General features: G+C 68.5%; 16 protein-coding genes and 1 pseudogene. 6 read left to right on the top strand and 11 right to left on the bottom strand.

The features are described from left to right. The first annotated feature begins 111 nt into the window (after positions 1 to 111). Positions 112 to 1038: a lysophospholipid acyltransferase family protein gene (locus ENN83_RS09470; RefSeq protein ID WP_287186262.1), complete on the top strand. Its 927-nt coding sequence runs from the start codon at positions 112 to 114 to the stop codon at positions 1036 to 1038. On the opposite strand, the gene ENN83_RS09465 is transcribed toward ENN83_RS09470, so the two are convergent. After that, the gene (locus ENN83_RS09465; protein ID WP_287186259.1) at positions 1039 to 1737 is read right to left on the bottom strand and encodes a DUF1223 domain-containing protein; all 699 of its coding nucleotides are present in this window, start codon (positions 1735 to 1737) and stop codon (positions 1039 to 1041) included. It abuts the gene before it with no gap. 220 nt (positions 1738 to 1957) lie between these two features. On the opposite strand from ENN83_RS09465, the gene acnA reads away from it, so the two are divergent. After that, positions 1958 to 4708, top strand: coding sequence for an aconitate hydratase AcnA (gene acnA / locus ENN83_RS09460; protein ID WP_287186257.1), 2751 nt, complete (start codon positions 1958 to 1960; stop codon positions 4706 to 4708). 72 nt (positions 4709 to 4780) lie between these two features. Here the strand turns inward: acnA and ENN83_RS09455 are convergent, their stop codons facing one another. The 9 genes from ENN83_RS09455 to yajC form a co-directional block, all read right to left on the bottom strand. After that, positions 4781 to 5329 (bottom strand): DsbE family thiol:disulfide interchange protein, encoded by a 549-nt coding sequence (locus ENN83_RS09455; RefSeq protein WP_287186254.1) that lies wholly within the window; start codon positions 5327 to 5329, stop codon positions 4781 to 4783. Then, the gene (gene ccmD / locus ENN83_RS09450) at positions 5322 to 5480 is read right to left on the bottom strand and encodes a heme exporter protein CcmD (RefSeq protein ID WP_253089166.1); all 159 of its coding nucleotides are present in this window, start codon (positions 5478 to 5480) and stop codon (positions 5322 to 5324) included. The genes ENN83_RS09455 and ccmD overlap by 8 nt, the downstream gene beginning before the upstream one ends. After that, positions 5477 to 6205, bottom strand: coding sequence for a heme ABC transporter permease (locus tag ENN83_RS09445; RefSeq protein WP_287186252.1), 729 nt, complete (start codon positions 6203 to 6205; stop codon positions 5477 to 5479). The genes ccmD and ENN83_RS09445 overlap by 4 nt, the downstream gene beginning before the upstream one ends. Positions 6206 to 6258: 53 nt before the next feature. Then, positions 6259 to 6915: a heme exporter protein CcmB gene (ccmB, locus tag ENN83_RS09440; protein ID WP_287186250.1), complete on the bottom strand. Its 657-nt coding sequence runs from the start codon at positions 6913 to 6915 to the stop codon at positions 6259 to 6261. Then, positions 6912 to 7526: a heme ABC exporter ATP-binding protein CcmA gene (gene ccmA / locus ENN83_RS09435; RefSeq protein ID WP_287186248.1), complete on the bottom strand. Its 615-nt coding sequence runs from the start codon at positions 7524 to 7526 to the stop codon at positions 6912 to 6914. Before ccmA ends, ccmB begins: the two co-directional genes overlap by 4 nt. Before the next feature lie 164 nt (positions 7527 to 7690). Beyond that, on the bottom strand, positions 7691 to 8062 hold the full coding sequence (locus ENN83_RS09430; RefSeq protein ID WP_287186246.1) for an Mth938-like domain-containing protein: 372 nt from the start codon (positions 8060 to 8062) through the stop codon (positions 7691 to 7693). A gap of 60 nt (positions 8063 to 8122) precedes the next feature. After that, complete coding sequence (secF, locus tag ENN83_RS09425; protein ID WP_287186243.1) at positions 8123 to 9094, bottom strand: protein translocase subunit SecF; 972 nt, start codon at positions 9092 to 9094, stop codon at positions 8123 to 8125. Between the two features lie 10 nt (positions 9095 to 9104). Then, a complete protein-coding gene (secD, locus tag ENN83_RS09420) occupies positions 9105 to 10766 on the bottom strand; it encodes a protein translocase subunit SecD (protein ID WP_287186241.1) in 1662 nt (553 codons plus the stop codon). A 6-nt stretch (positions 10767 to 10772) separates the two neighbouring features. Then, complete coding sequence (gene yajC, locus ENN83_RS09415) at positions 10773 to 11105, bottom strand: preprotein translocase subunit YajC (RefSeq protein WP_287186238.1); 333 nt, start codon at positions 11103 to 11105, stop codon at positions 10773 to 10775. A gap of 138 nt (positions 11106 to 11243) precedes the next feature. Between yajC and ENN83_RS09410 the strand changes: the two genes are divergently transcribed. From ENN83_RS09410 to ENN83_RS09395, 4 genes are all read left to right on the top strand, one after another. After that, positions 11244 to 11423 (top strand): hypothetical protein, encoded by a 180-nt coding sequence (locus tag ENN83_RS09410; protein WP_287186235.1) that lies wholly within the window; start codon positions 11244 to 11246, stop codon positions 11421 to 11423. Next, the gene (locus tag ENN83_RS09405; protein WP_287186233.1) at positions 11417 to 11608 is read left to right on the top strand and encodes a hypothetical protein; all 192 of its coding nucleotides are present in this window, start codon (positions 11417 to 11419) and stop codon (positions 11606 to 11608) included. Before ENN83_RS09410 ends, ENN83_RS09405 begins: the two co-directional genes overlap by 7 nt. Before the next feature lie 84 nt (positions 11609 to 11692). After that, complete coding sequence (gene serS / locus ENN83_RS09400) at positions 11693 to 12985, top strand: serine--tRNA ligase (RefSeq protein WP_287186231.1); 1293 nt, start codon at positions 11693 to 11695, stop codon at positions 12983 to 12985. Beyond that, positions 12985 to 13686 carry a hypothetical protein gene (locus ENN83_RS09395; RefSeq protein WP_287186230.1) on the top strand — a complete coding sequence of 234 codons (702 nt, stop codon included), beginning with the start codon at positions 12985 to 12987 and terminating at the stop codon, positions 13684 to 13686. The genes serS and ENN83_RS09395 overlap by 1 nt, the downstream gene beginning before the upstream one ends. Here the strand turns inward: ENN83_RS09395 and ENN83_RS09390 are convergent. After that, positions 13683 to 14129 (bottom strand): annotated as a pseudogene (locus ENN83_RS09390) (ribosome biogenesis GTPase Der); the annotation flags it as partial. The gene ENN83_RS09395 and the pseudogene ENN83_RS09390 sit on opposite strands and share 4 nt — an antisense overlap.

Below are 14129 nucleotides of genomic sequence, written 5' to 3'. Positions count from 1 at the left end.
GGACCCATCGCGGGCGGTCGCCAGGGCGTCCTGCTTGTGATCGCGGGGCGCGGGTTCTATGTCTGCCAACGCGCCGCGGCGGGGGGGCGCGGACAGGGAAAGCGGGCGGCCATGGCCAGCGGCGGCAGGACATCGGACAAGGGAAGGCGGGGCGTGACGGACTGGATTGCCGACCGCGCGATCCGCGCCGTGATCGCGCTTGCCCTTGCCCTGCCCTATGAGCGGCGGGTGCGGTTCGCGGGATGGGTCATGCGCCGCCTGATCGCGCGCCCGGCGGGCTATCTGGCCCGCGCCGAGGAGAACCTTGCCCTGGTCTGGCCCGACATGCCCGCCGCCGAGCGGAAGCGGATCGCCCGGGCGGTGGCCGACAATGCGGGCCGCACGCTGATCGAAAACTACTCGACCCGGGAGTTCCTTGCGCGCATGGCCAGCGCCGAACCGCGCGGCCCCGGCCTTGCGGCGCTCGAGGCGGCGCATGCCGCCGGGCGTCCGGTGATCCTGGTGACCGGGCATTTCGGCAATTACGAGGCCGCCCGCGCCGCCCTGGTCGCGCGGGGCCATGCGGTCGGCGGGCTGTACCGGCCGATGCGCAACCGCTTCTTCAACGCCCATTACGTCCGCACGATGGAGGCGTTCGGCGGCCCCGTCTTCGCGCAGGGCCGCCGCGGCACCGGCGGCTTCGTGCGGCACCTGAAATCGGGCGGCATGCTGGTCCTGCTGATCGACCAGCACCACAGCCGGGGCGCGTCGCTGGAGTTCATGGGGCAACCCGCCCTGACCACGCTTTCGGCGGCCGAGCTTGCCCTGCGCTACGGGGCCGATCTGATTCCCTTTTACGCGACACGCCGCCCCGACGGGCTGAGCTTCGACATCGCGCTGGAGGCCCCGGTTCCGGCCGGGACGCCCGAGGCGATGACGCAAGCGCTGAACGACAGTCTTGCGGCGCGGGTGCGTGCCCATCCCGAGCAGTGGTTCTGGATCCACCGCCGCTGGAAGGCCCCGCGCCCGCGCGGGCGGACCCGCGCCGGGACCGCCTGATCAGCGCAGCCGCGCCGCCGCCAGGATGCGCCCCGGCCCCGCCTTCTGGATCAGCGCGACGATCGGCTGCTCGCCCTCGGTCTGCACCGTCACGACCAGCGGCAGCGCGCCGTCCCAGCGGGCGACCGCGTTCCAGGCATCGACGATGTTGGTATAGACATAGCGTTGCCCGGAATTCTCGCCCCGCGTGATCTCGACCTCTTCGGACGGGCGGTAGCGCACCACCTGAAGCACCACGTCCTCCTCGAAGGCGGTCTCCGAGCGGGCCCGGATCGTGACTGTGGCGCCCTGCCGCTCCATCGTCAGGGTCACGGGGCTGGGTGTTCCGCGATGCGCCTCGATCAGGCGGACCACCTCCATCGGGCTGTGGCCGACGACGTGATCCTTGCCGCCCACGATGATCTGCGGGGTATAGACCGACCGCTGGCCCGCCGCCCTTGCATAGGCCTTCTGGCGGCGGGTGAAGGCGGGATCGGCAAAGACATCCTTCCAGCCGATATAGTCCCAGTAATCCACATGCAGCGCCAGCGGGATGACATCCTCACGCTCGGCCAGTTCCGCGATCAGCGCGTCGGCGGGCGGGCAGGAGGCGCAGCCCTGCGAGGTGAACAACTCCAGCACCACCGGCCCCCCCTCGGCCCGGGCCGTTCCCGAAAACGCCAGCCAGGCCGAAATCAGAACCGTGATGAACGCCCGCATATGCCCTGCCCTGTCCGCCTTGTCCCCGACGTTCCTACAGAACCCGCCCCTCCCCTGCCAATCAACGATTCGGGAGGGTGCGACAGCTTGGCCTGCCCCGGGATCCTCAATCTGTGCACCACGGTATACTAACAAATACCGTGCCCCCTTGATCGCTTGCGGCCGTTAGGGCAAGAGGTCGTCAAGGACAGATGCGCTTGAGCCATGGAGACCGCCCCACATGCCGATCGTCGTTGGACAGGACACCGCCCGCACCCGCCGCACGCTGACCGCCGGCGGGGCAAGCCATGCCTATTACTCGATCCCGGCGGCCGAGGAAGCGGGTCTGGGCGACTTCTCGCGCCTGCCCGCCGCGCTGAAGGTGGTGCTTGAGAACCTGTTGCGCTTCGAGGACGGAAAGACGGTCCGCGTGGACGACATCCGCGCCTTCTCCGACTGGGCGGCGAATGGCGGGCGGTCGGATCGCGAGATCGCCTATCGCCCGGCCCGCGTGCTGATGCAGGATTTCACCGGGGTTCCCGCGGTCGTGGACCTGGCCGCAATGCGTGACGGGATCGTGGCGCTGGGGGGCGACGCGCAGAAGATCAACCCGCTGAACCCGGTCGATCTGGTGATCGACCATTCCGTGATGATCGACGAGTTCGGCAATCCGCGCGCCTTCCAGTTGAACGTGGACCGCGAATACGAGCGCAATATCGAGCGCTATACCTTCCTGAAATGGGGCCAGAAGGCGTTCGACAATTTCCGTGTCGTCCCGCCCGGCACCGGCATCTGCCACCAGGTCAACCTGGAATACCTGGCCCAGGCCGTCTGGACGGACACCGACCAGAGCGGCGAGAGGGTGGCCTATCCCGACACGCTGGTCGGCACTGACAGCCATACCACCATGGTCAACGGTCTCGGCGTGCTGGGCTGGGGCGTGGGCGGCATCGAGGCCGAGGCCGCGATGCTGGGCCAACCCGTTTCGATGCTGATCCCCGAGGTGGTGGGGTTCCGGCTGACCGGCGCCATGGTCGAGGGCACCACCGCCACCGATCTGGTGCTCAAGGTCGTGGCGATGCTGCGCAAGAAGGGCGTGGTGGGCAAGTTCGTGGAATTCTACGGCCCCGGCCTGGATCATCTGCCGCTGGCCGACCGCGCGACCATCGCCAACATGGCGCCTGAATATGGCGCGACCTGCGGCTTCTTCCCGGTGGATGACGAAACGCTGCGCTATCTGCGCCAGACGGGCCGCGACGAGGGCCGCATCGCGCTGGTCGAAGCCTATGCCAGGGAAAACGGCCTGTGGCGCGGGCCGGATTACGACCCGGTCTACACCGACAGGCTGGAGCTCGACATGGGCGAGGTCGTGCCCGCGATCTCGGGACCGAAACGGCCGCAGGATCACACGCCGCTGGATCAGGCCGCCGACAGCTTCGTGCGCGTGGTGGCGGAATATCGCGGCGAGGATGAAAGCGCCGCCGCCCATGACATGAGCGCCGAAGGGCCGGTTCCCGACACGCTGCTGGACCCGCGCCGGTCGGCCGCGGTGGCTGGGCAGGATTACGCGCTGCGCGACGGCTCGGTGGTGATCGCCTCGATCACCTCCTGCACCAATACCTCGAACCCCTATGTGATGATCGGTGCCGGGCTGGTGGCGCGCAAGGCGCGCGCGCTGGGGCTGAAGGCCAAGCCCTGGGTCAAGACCTCGCTCGCGCCCGGCTCGCAGGTGGTCAGCGAATATCTGCAAGCGGCGAACCTGCAGGAGGATCTGGACGCGCTCGGCTTCAATCTCGTGGGCTATGGCTGCACCACCTGCATCGGCAATTCCGGGCCGCTGGCCGAGGAGATCTCGAAGACGATCCATGACAATGACCTGATCGCGACCAGCGTCCTGTCGGGCAACCGCAATTTCGAGGGCCGGATTTCCCCCGATGTGCGGGCGAACTACCTGGCCTCGCCGCCGCTGGTGGTGGTCTATGCCATCGCGGGCGACATGAACGTGGACCTGACCCGCGATCCGATCGGCACCGGCAAGGACGGCAAGCCGGTCTACATGAAGGACATCTGGCCGACCAGCAAGGAGATTGCGGAACTCGTCGAACAGACGGTCACCCGCGCGGCCTTCCGGAAGAAATATGCCGATGTCTTCAAGGGCGACGAGAAATGGCAGGCGGTCGAGACCACCGACAGCGAGACCTATGACTGGCCCGCCGCCTCGACCTATGTGCAGAACCCGCCCTATTTCCGCGGCATGGCGACCGAACCGGGCGTGATCGCCGATATCGCGGGCGCGCGGGCACTGGCGATCCTGGGCGACATGGTGACGACCGACCACATCAGCCCGGCGGGCAGCTTCAAGGACAGCACACCCGCGGGCCGCTACCTGGTGGACCGGCAGGTGCGCGTGCGCGATTTCAACTCCTACGGCTCGCGGCGCGGCAATCACGAGGTGATGATGCGCGGCACCTTCGCCAATATCCGCATCCGCAACGAGATGCTGCAAGGCGTCGAGGGCGGCTATACGCTGGGCCCGGACGGCGCGCAGACCTCGATCTATGACGCGGCGATGGCCTGGCAGGCGCAGGGCGTGCCGCTGGTGGTGATCGGCGGCATGGAATACGGCGCGGGCAGTTCGCGCGACTGGGCGGCCAAGGGCACGGCGCTGCTGGGCGTCAAGGCGGTGATCGCCGAAAGTTTCGAGCGCATCCACCGCTCGAACCTGGTGGGGATGGGCGTGATCCCGTTCGAGTTCACCGGCGGCGACAACCGCAAGACGCTGGAGCTGACGGGCGACGAGAGCTTCTCGATCAGCGGCCTGGCGGGCGATCTGAAACCGCTGGCCGAGGTGCCCTGCACCATCCGTTCCGCCGATGGCCGGGAACGCACGATCACGCTGAAATGCCGGATCGATACCGCCATCGAGAAGGAATATGTCGAACATGGCGGCGTGCTGCATTACGTCCTGCGCAACCTCGCCCGCGCGGCCTGACGCCCGCATCACGGCACGACAAGACGCCCCCGTCCGAAAGGCGGGGGCGTTTTTCATGGCAGCGCGGCGGGATTACTCGGCGGCGGCGGCCCGTTCGATGGCCGGGCGCAGGCTTGTTTCGATCACCGCGGCGGTCAGCGGGCCGGGATGGCGCAGCACGACGCGACCCTGCCCGTCCAGCACGAAGGTTTCCGGCACACCATAGACGCCCCATTCGATCGCCGTGCCCCCCGCCGGATCGGCCGCGATGGCGGCATAGGGATTGCCCATCTGGGCGAGAAAGCGCAGCGCGTTTGTGGGCTTGTCCTTGTAGTTGATGCCGTAGATCGCCACGCCCTCGGCGGCCAGCGCCTCGAGCAGCGGATGTTCGTCGCGGCAGGGGCCGCACCAGCTGGCCCAGAAATTCACCAGCGTCACCGCGCCCCCGCGCAGCACCGCCTCGTCAAAGATCTCGCCGTCCAGCGGCTCGACCGCCAGCGCGGGCGCGGGCTTGCCGATCAGCGTCGAGGGCAGCGCGTTCCGGTCATCGCGGCCGACGCCGATGAAGAACAGCGCGGCGAGGGCGACAAAGATCACCGGCGGCACGAACATCAGCGGAGAGACGCGTTTCTTCTCAGTCATCGGAAACCCTGCGCGCTTCGACCTCTTCCAGTTGCCGACGGACCCGCGCAGCGCGCCAGAGCGAGAGCACGACGAGCGCCACCAGCAGCGCCAGCGAGATCGCGTAGGAGGACAGCACCGCGCCCGCGTATTTGCCCAGATCGGGGATCATGCCATCCGCTCCCGCGCGATCAGCGCCTTGATCCGGCGGGCGCGAATCTCGGTCTGCGTGCGTTCCAGCACGAGCGCCACGAACAGCAGCATGAACGCCCCGATGCAGACCAGAAGCGGAAACCAGAACACGTTGGCGATGTTTTCCTTCTTGTCCATCGACAGCGTCGCCCCCTGGTGCAGCCCCTGATTCCAGAAATTCACCGCATAGCGCGACAGCAGCGCAAAGACCGAGCCCACGATGCACAGCACCGAGGTCAGGTCGGCCGCGGCGTCCGGGTTCTCGATCGCCTCCCACAGCGCAATATAGCCGAGATAGAACAGGAACAGGATCAGGAACGAGGTGAGCCGCGGATCCCAGGCCCAGTAGGTGCCCCACATCGGCTCGCCCCAGATCGCGCCGGTGACCAGCGCGATCACGGTCATCGTCAGCCCCACCGGGGCCGCGGCCCGCGCCGCCAGCGCCGAGACGTGGTGGCGCCGGATGAGCCAGATCAGCGAGGCCACCAGCATCATCACCCAGGCATTGATCGCCATCATCGCGGCGGGCACATGCAGGTAGATGATCTTGACCGTCGAGCCGAAATTCTCGGCCTCGGGCGTCAGGAAGAAGCCCCAGACCAGACCGACCACCATCGACAGCGCCGTCAGACTCCAGATCGCGGGCAGAACAGCCTGCGAGGTCTGCATGAACTTTTTCGGATTGGCATATTCCCAGAGCGACATGGATGTTTCCTAGAGGGCTTTTTCCGAAGTCTCAACTGAATAGCGCGTGAACCCTAGCGCAGATTGATCCGGATCGCCGCAGCCGCCGCAAAGGGCAGCAGCGCGAGCGTGGCCAGCGTGATCCCCGCCAGCATCAGAAGCGGCGTCGCATTGGCCTGCCCGGCCGCGCCCCGCACCACCGCCTCGGCGCCGAAGATCAGGGTCGGGACGTAAAGCGGCAGCACCAGCAGCGACAGCAACAGCCCGCCGCGCTTCAGCCCCACGGTCAGCGCCGCGCCGAAGGTGCCGATCATGCTGAGCGCGGGCGTGCCGAGGGCGAGCGAGAGCACGAGCCAGCCATAGGCGGCCGGATCGAGGCTCAGCAACAGGCCGAGCCCGGGAGCGGCCAGGGTCAGCGGCAGGCCGGTCGTCACCCAATGCGCCGCGGCCTTCATCGCCACGACGCCTTCCAGCGGGATCGGCGCGGTGGCCAGCAGGTCGAGCGAGCCATCCTCGAAATCCAGCGCGAAGATGCGGTCGAGCGACAGGAGGCAGGCCAGAAGCGCGCCCACCCACAAGATGCCGGGCGCGATCCGCGACAGGATCGCGCTTTCGGGGCCGACGCCGAAGGGCACCAGCACCACGACGATCAGGAAGAAGGCCAGCCCCAGCCCGAATCCCCCGCCCGCCCGGATTGCAAGCATAAGATCGCGGATCAGCAGCGCGATCATGCGAAGGCCTCGTCGAACCGGTCCATCGCGCGCGGACGGGTACGGAAGGGCGTGAGGTCAAGCTCCTCGGCCTCGAAGCCCAGATGGATATGCGTGGCGATCAGCGCGGCGCCGCCCGCCCGCAGGTGGCGCGCCACGGCCTGGCCAAACAGCGCGACCGAGGCGGCATCCAGCGAGACGGTCGGTTCGTCCAGCACCCAGATCAGCCGCCTGGTGACCAGCAGGCGGGCAAGGCCCAGCCGCCGCTTCTGCCCGGCGGAGAGGTTCTGGGCCGGGCGATGGGCGAGATCGGCCAGGTCGAATTCGTCCAGCGCCTGGCCGATGCCAGTCTGGCCGAAGATGCGGGCCCAGAAGCGCAGGTTCTCCTCGACGCTGAGCGTCGCCTTGAGCCCGTCGGCATGGGCAGCATAGGCCATCGCCTCGGGCGGGGCCGAGACGGAGCCCGCAAGGGCGGGCTGCAGCCCCGCGAGCGTGCGCAGCAGCGTCGTCTTGCCGATGCCGTTCGGCCCGCGCAGCATGAGCGCCCGGCCCGGGCGCAGCGTGAAGCCGACCCCTTCGAGCACGGGCAGTCCGCCGCGGGCGCAGGCGAGGTCTTGCACGGTCAGATCCATGCGTTTCGCATAGCCGATCGGCGCGCGGGCGGGAAGCGGGAAAGGAGCACTCCCGCCCCCGGCCGGCGCGGGGCGCAGGCGCCCCGCTTGTCCGCGGTTGGGCGTGGCCGCGCGCGGGACGCGCGCGGCGCCTCCGGCGGGGATATTTGGGGCCAGAAGAAGGCTCAGGCCGGCGGGGCGGCGGAGACCGGTATCAGGGCGGCGGCGACGCGGCGGCCTTCGGCGAGCAGGAGGTTGTAGCCGCGGGCGGCGGAGGGGCTGGCCATGAACTCTACCCCGAGCCCGGCCGCCTCGAGCCGGGACTGGAGGCCACCCGGCAGCGGCAGGAGGCTGTTGCCGGTGCCCACAAGCAGCACGTCGACACGGGTTGCAAGTGCGAAGAGCGGCGCGGGATCGTCAAGGCCGGTCCAGGCGAGCGCCCGGCCTTCGGCGACGATCACCGGCCCTTCATGCACGCTGCCCGCGATGCGGAAGAAGCCCGGGCCGTAGCCGTCGACGGGCAGGCCGACAGGCGGCTGGATCTCGGTCAGGCGCATCGGCATCTCCCTGGGTCCCGGGGGCGCGGTCGCCCCGTCATGGCGGCGCGCGGTGGCGGATCAGCCCTCGGCGCTGGCGAATTGCGTGCCCGCGCCGCCGTCCTGATCCTTGGACCAGTCGCGCTTGACGCCGAGGAACAGAAGGATGTTCGAGGCCACGAAGACCGAGGAATAGGTGCCGACCGTGATCCCCCAGATCATCGCGAAGACGAATCCCCGGATCACGTCGCCGCCCAGAACGAACAGCGCGATCAGCGCCAGCAGCGTGGTGACCGAGGTCATCACCGTGCGCGAGAGCGTGTCGTTGATCGAGAGGTTCAGCAGTTCCCGCAGCTCCATCTTCTTGTATTTGCGCAGGTTCTCGCGCACCCGGTCGAACACGACCACGGTGTCGTTGAGCGAGTAGCCGACGATGGTCAGCAGCGCCGCGATGATGGCGAGGTCGAAGCGGATCTGAAGGGCCGCGAAGACCCCGATGGTCAGCGTCACGTCATGGACAAGTGCGGCGACCGCGCCCAGCGAGAACTGCCATTCGAAGCGCAGCCAGATATAGACCAGGACCGCCACGATCGAGAGCACCACGGCAAGGATCGCGGTCTGCACCAGTTCGGCCGAGACCTTGGGGCCGACGCTTTCCACCGAGGGGAAGGTGATCGAGGGATCGACGGTCTTCAGCGCGGCCTCGACCGCGTTGATGACCTGGGGGGTGATGCTTTCCTCGCCGTCCTGGGCCTGGATGCGCACCTGGGCGACGTTGCGTTCGGGGCCGAAGCCGGGGTCGAAGACCTGGGAAATGGCCACATCGCCCAGTTCCAGCGCGGAAAGCGCGGCGCGATAGGCGGCGACATCGACGGGCTGGGTGCTTTCAGTGCGGATCGTGGTGCCGCCGCGGAAGTCGATCCCGTAATTCAGCCCCATCAGGAAGAACAGCACGACCGAGGCCACCATCGCCACGACAGAGGCGCCGAAGGTGACGGTCGCGAACCGGAAGAAGTTCCAGTTGGTGTCCGAGGGAACGAGTTTCAGGCGCATGCGGATCCCCTCACACGGTGATGGTCCTGGGACGGCGGCGTTCCATCCACATCACGACCATCAGGCGGGTGACGAAGATCGCCGTGAAGACCGAGGTCAGGATGCCCAGCCCCAGTGTCACCGCAAAGCCCTTGACCGGGCCCGAGCCCATGGTGAACAGGATCGTCGCGGTGATGAAGGTGGTGATGTTGGCATCAAGGATCGCCGACAGCGCCTTTTCATAGCCAAGCTCGATGGCGCGGGCCGGGCCGCGGGCGGATTTCAGTTCCTCGCGGATGCGCTCGAAGACCAGCACATTGGCATCGACCGCCATGCCGATGGTCAGCACGATCCCGGCGATGCCGGGCAGCGTCAGCGTGGCCCCGATCAGCGACAGCAGGCCGAAGATCATCGCCACGTTCACGATCAGCGCGATGTTGGCGAAGAGCCCGAACAAGCCGTAGCTTGCCCCCATGAAGAACAGCACCGCGACGAAGGCCACGATGCAGGCGATCTTGCCCGCCTCGATGCTGTCGGCGCCCAGTTCGGGGCCGATGGTGCGTTCCTCGAGGAAGACCAGTTCCGCGGGCAGCGCCCCCGCGCGCAGCAGGATCGCCAGCTGGGTCGATTCCTCGACATTGAAATTGCCGGTGATCTGGCCCGAGCCGCCCAGGATCGCCTCGCGGATCACGGGGGCCGAGATCACCTCCTCGTCCAGAACGATGGCGAATGGAGAGCCGACATTTTCCTGCGTGTAGCGGCCGAACTTGCGCGCGCCGGCGGGGTTGAAGCGGAAGGTGACCGAGGGTAGCCCGTTCTGGTCGAAGGCGGGCTGGGCATCGGTCAGTTCCTCGCCCGAGACGACGGGCGTGCGTTCGAGGATGTAATAGACCCCCGCATCGTCCATCGAGGGGTAGATCACATTGCCCGAGCCGGGCGCGTCGTTCGGGTTGTCGGTGCGCGAGACGACCGGGTGGAAGGTCAGCCGCGCGGTGGTGCCGATCAACGCCTTGAGTTCCTCGGCCGAGCCGATGCCGGGCACCTGGATCAGGATGCGGTCGGCGCCCTGGCGCTGGATCGTCGGCTCACGGGTGCCGACCTCGTCGACCCGGCGGCGCACGATTTCCAGCGATTGCTGGATCGTGCGGTTATCGGTGGCCTGCTTCTCGGCCTCGGACAACTGGACGATCAGCAGATCGCCCGCGCCGCGCACCTCGATATCGGAACTGCCCACCCCGGTCAGCGTGACCGTGGGGCGGGCGATCTCGCGCACCGCGGCGATTGCGGCGGCCATGCCCTCGGGCCGGGCGATGTTCACATGCAGTTCGGCGGGCGGCGAGTCGGCGCGCCGGATCGGACCCACCTCGTCGCGCACCGCGCGCAGCGCGTCGCGCACATCGGGCCAGAGCGCATCCATGCGGTCGGCATGGACATCCTCGACCCTGACCTCGGCCAGAAGATGCGCGCCGCCGCGCAGGTCGAGGCCGAGATTGACCAGCCCCGAGGGCAGCCAGCCAGGCCAGGCGTCCCGGTCGGCCACAAGCTCGGGCATCGCGCCCTGGAGTTCGATCGCCTGAACGGCGTCGTTATGCCGTTCGACCCGTTCGTAGAACAGGTTCGGCATGGCCAGAGCGAGGCCGATCAGGACAAGCGCCCAGATCGTGGCCCGCTTCCAAAGCGCGAATTGCAGCATCTGCGGTTATGCCTTCCCGGCGGGCTCGGTCTTGTTCAGCACCTGGACGATGGTGTGGCGCACGACGCGCACGCGCACGTTCTCGGCGATCTCGACCTCCAGTTCCTCGTCGTCCTTGACCTTGGAGACCTTGCCGATCAGCCCGCCCTGGGTGACGACCTGGTCGCCGCGGCGCAGCGCCTCGACCATCTGCTTGTGCTGCTTCATCTTCTTCTGCTGGGGCCGGATCAGCAGGAAATACATGATCAGAAAAATCAGGATCAGCGGAAGGAAGGTCGCAAAGGCGCCCCCGGCGCCGCCGCCACCGGCCGCTTGCGCAAAGGCAGGCGTGACAAACATCGTGAGAATCCCCGTGTTCTGCGGGCAGGCGCGCTGCCCGGATCCTTGGTCGCGGCGTACCCTATTCGGTGCCCCCCTGCTTGGCAAGGCGAAGCCGCGCGGCTTTGACCTCGGGCGGGTCCGGCGCATATCCGGGACATGAAACGCGCGTTCCGACCTGTCCTGCTGCTGCTGGCCTGTCTCGCGCCCGCAATCGCCGCCGCCGACGGGGGCGGACCGGTGCGGCTGAGCGATGCCGAGCACCAGCCCTGGCGCGCGATCGGTCGCATCAATGTGACCGGACTCGACACGGGCGGCATGACGATTGCCGGGTGCTGAACCGCTGGCCCGGCATCCTGGGGCTGGACTGCCCGGTGGCCTTCGGCACCTCGGGCGCGCCGGTGCTGGTGCAGACCGCGGCGGGCTGGCGGGTGATCGCGGTGGTTTCGGCGGGCAGCACCGGGCCGGGCCGGATTCGCACCGTCGCCGCCCGCCCCGACGCGGCCTTCCTGACGCCGGAGTGACGGGCCGGACGATTCCCGGTTCCCTCCGTGCTGCGGCTGGGGCATAGGAGGGCACGACACGCCGGTCTTGCCCTGAGGTCTTCCATGCACGACATCCGCGCCATTCGCGAGAACCCCGACGTCTTCGACGCCGCGCTGAAACGGCGCGGGATAGAGCCGGTCTCGGCCCGGATCCTCGCCATCGACGAGGCGCGGCGCACCCGGATCCAGGCCGCCGAAGAGGCGCAGGCCGAGCGCAATGCCGCGTCCCGGAACGTGGGTGTTGCCAAGGCCAGCGGCAACGAGGCCGAGTTCGAGCGGTTGCGCGCGCTGGTGGCCGAGAAGAAGGACCAGATCGCCCGGCTGGAGGAAGAAGCCAGGGCCGAGGATGACCGCCTTGCCGACCTGCTGATGCGCCTGCCCAACCTGCCGCTCGACGACGTGCCGGACGGGGCCGACGAAGCCGACAATGTGGAACTCCACCGCTGGGGCAGCCCGCGCGCCTTCGACTTCACGCCGCGCGAGCATTTCGAGATCCCGGGCGTCCTGCCGGGGATGGATTTCGAGGTGGCGGCGAAACTTTCGGGCGCGCGCTTCGTGGTGCTGAAGGGCGCGGTCGCCCGCATCCACCGGGCGCTGGCGCAGTTCATGCTGGACACCCATGTCACCGAGAACGGCCTGACCGAGGTCAACGCGCCCGTGCTGGTGCGCGAGGAGATGATGTATGGCACCGGGCAACTCCCGAAATTCGGCGAGGACAGCTATCAGACGCGCGAAGGATGGTGGCTGATCCCCACCTCCGAGGTGACGCTGACCAATACCGTGGCGGGCGAGATCCTCGACGCCGCCGACCTGCCCCGCCGGATGACCGCCCATTCGCTGTGCTTCCGCTCCGAGGCGGGCAGCGCGGGCCGGGACACCCGCGGCATGCTGCGCCAGCACCAGTTCGAGAAGGTCGAGATGGTCTCGATCGTCCATCCCGATCAGGGCCGCGCGGAACTCGACCGGATGACCGGCTGCGCCCAGGGCATCCTGGAACGGCTGGGCCTGCCCTACCGGACGGTCGTGCTGTGCACCGGCGACATGGGCTTCGGCGCGCGGCGGACCCATGATATCGAGGTCTGGCTGCCCGGCCAGAACAGCTATCGCGAGATCTCGTCGGTCTCGCTCTGCGGCGATTTCCAGGCGCGGCGCATGAATGCCCGCTTCCGCCCCGAGGGCGGCGGCAAGCCGGAATATGTCCACACGCTGAACGGCTCGGGCCTGGCGGTCGGGCGCTGCCTGATCGCGGTGCTGGAAAACGGCCAGCAGGCGGACGGCTCGGTCACGCTGCCCGCGGCGCTGGGGCCGTATCTGGGCGGCCGGACCACGCTGACGGCGACGGGGGATCTGGCCTGATGGATCCGGTCAAGGCGATCCTCGTCTTCGTCGCGACGCTGTTCTTCGTGCTGTCGCCGCTGATGTCGGGCGGCTTTTCGGGCTTCGAGCCCGGCCAGTTCCCGATCCCGCAGGACGACCCGCCGGTGCAGCCGGCGGGCTATGCCTTCGGCATCTGGGGGCTGATCTATGTCTGGCTGCTGGTCTCGGCCGGGATGGGCCTGTTCCAGCGCGCCAAGGACGAGACATGGGAACCCGCGCGCCTGCCGCTGATCCTGTCACTTGCCCCCGGCGCGGCCTGGATCGGGGTGGCGCAACTCTCGCCGCTCCGGGCCTCGGTGCTGTTGTGGTGGATGCTGGCCATGGCGCTGATTGCGCTGGCGCGCACGCCCTTCACCGACCGCTGGACCCTGCAGGCGCCGGTGGCGGTCTATGCGGGCTGGCTGACGGCTGCCAGCTGGGTCGCGGTGGGCCTTCTGGGCGGGGGCTACGGGCTGTTCTTCGGCCCGGAGGTCTGGGCGCTGATCGCGCTGGCGGGCGCGCTGGTGACGGGTGCGCTGGTGCTGCTGGCACTGGACCGCGCGCCCGAATATGGCGGCGCGCTGATCTGGGCGCTGGTGGGCGTGATCGTGGCCAATGCGACCACGACGCCGATCGTCGCCTTTGGCGCCATCGCGGGCGCGGTGCTGATCGGGCTGCTGACGGTGCGGGCGGCGACCTAGCCGCCCAGCGGCCCCTTGCCCGGATGCTTGCGCAACCGCGAGGGGATCTTGCGTTTCCTGGTCCGGAACGGGTTCTGGTCGCCCTGCCCGCGAAAGGTCAGCCGGATCGGCGTGCCCGGCATGCCGAAATCCTCGCGCAGCCCGTTCACCAGATAGCGCCGGTAGCTTTCCGGCAGCTTCTCGGGGTTCGAGGCCATCACGACGAAGCCGGGCGGCCTTGTCTTGACCTGGGTCATGTAGCGCAGCTTGATCCGGCGGCCGCCCGGGGCGGGTGGCGGGTGCAGTTCCAGCATGCCCGCGAGCCAGCGGTTCAGCTTTGCCGTGGAAACCCGACGGTTCCAGACCGCATAGGCCGACATCACCGCCTCGTTCAGCCGGTCAAGTCCGCGGCCGGTCAGCGCCGAGACGGTGACCAGCGGCGCGCCCTTGATCTGGGGCAGTGC

The sequence above is a fragment of the Rhodovulum sp. genome (genome assembly GCF_011048875.1).
GTDB lineage: Bacteria > Pseudomonadota > Alphaproteobacteria > Rhodobacterales > Rhodobacteraceae > Rhodovulum > Rhodovulum tesquicola.
The sequence above is the reverse complement of the archived record's forward strand: the minus strand, read 5'-3'. Positions and strand labels throughout refer to the sequence as shown.

Coding starts and splice junctions, on each gene's coding strand:
- acnA (WP_287186257.1), top strand. CDS start 1,958: ATGCCGATCGTCGTTGGACAGGACACCGCCCGCACCCGCCGCACGCTG.
- ENN83_RS09465 (WP_287186259.1), bottom strand. CDS start 1,737: ATGCGGGCGTTCATCACGGTTCTGATTTCGGCCTGGCTGGCGTTTTCG.
- ENN83_RS09470 (WP_287186262.1), top strand. CDS start 112: ATGGCCAGCGGCGGCAGGACATCGGACAAGGGAAGGCGGGGCGTGACG.
- serS (WP_287186231.1), top strand. CDS start 11,693: ATGCACGACATCCGCGCCATTCGCGAGAACCCCGACGTCTTCGACGCC.
- ENN83_RS09430 (WP_287186246.1), bottom strand. CDS start 8,062: ATGCGCCTGACCGAGATCCAGCCGCCTGTCGGCCTGCCCGTCGACGGC.
- ENN83_RS09455 (WP_287186254.1), bottom strand. CDS start 5,329: ATGACTGAGAAGAAACGCGTCTCTCCGCTGATGTTCGTGCCGCCGGTG.
- ccmB (WP_287186250.1), bottom strand. CDS start 6,915: ATGATCGCGCTGCTGATCCGCGATCTTATGCTTGCAATCCGGGCGGGC.
- secD (WP_287186241.1), bottom strand. CDS start 10,766: ATGCTGCAATTCGCGCTTTGGAAGCGGGCCACGATCTGGGCGCTTGTC.
- yajC (WP_287186238.1), bottom strand. CDS start 11,105: ATGTTTGTCACGCCTGCCTTTGCGCAAGCGGCCGGTGGCGGCGGCGCC.
- ENN83_RS09445 (WP_287186252.1), bottom strand. CDS start 6,205: ATGTCGCTCTGGGAATATGCCAATCCGAAAAAGTTCATGCAGACCTCG.
- ccmD (WP_253089166.1), bottom strand. CDS start 5,480: ATGATCCCCGATCTGGGCAAATACGCGGGCGCGGTGCTGTCCTCCTAC.
- ccmA (WP_287186248.1), bottom strand. CDS start 7,526: ATGGATCTGACCGTGCAAGACCTCGCCTGCGCCCGCGGCGGACTGCCC.
- ENN83_RS09410 (WP_287186235.1), top strand. CDS start 11,244: ATGAAACGCGCGTTCCGACCTGTCCTGCTGCTGCTGGCCTGTCTCGCG.
- secF (WP_287186243.1), bottom strand. CDS start 9,094: ATGCGCCTGAAACTCGTTCCCTCGGACACCAACTGGAACTTCTTCCGG.
- ENN83_RS09395 (WP_287186230.1), top strand. CDS start 12,985: ATGGATCCGGTCAAGGCGATCCTCGTCTTCGTCGCGACGCTGTTCTTC.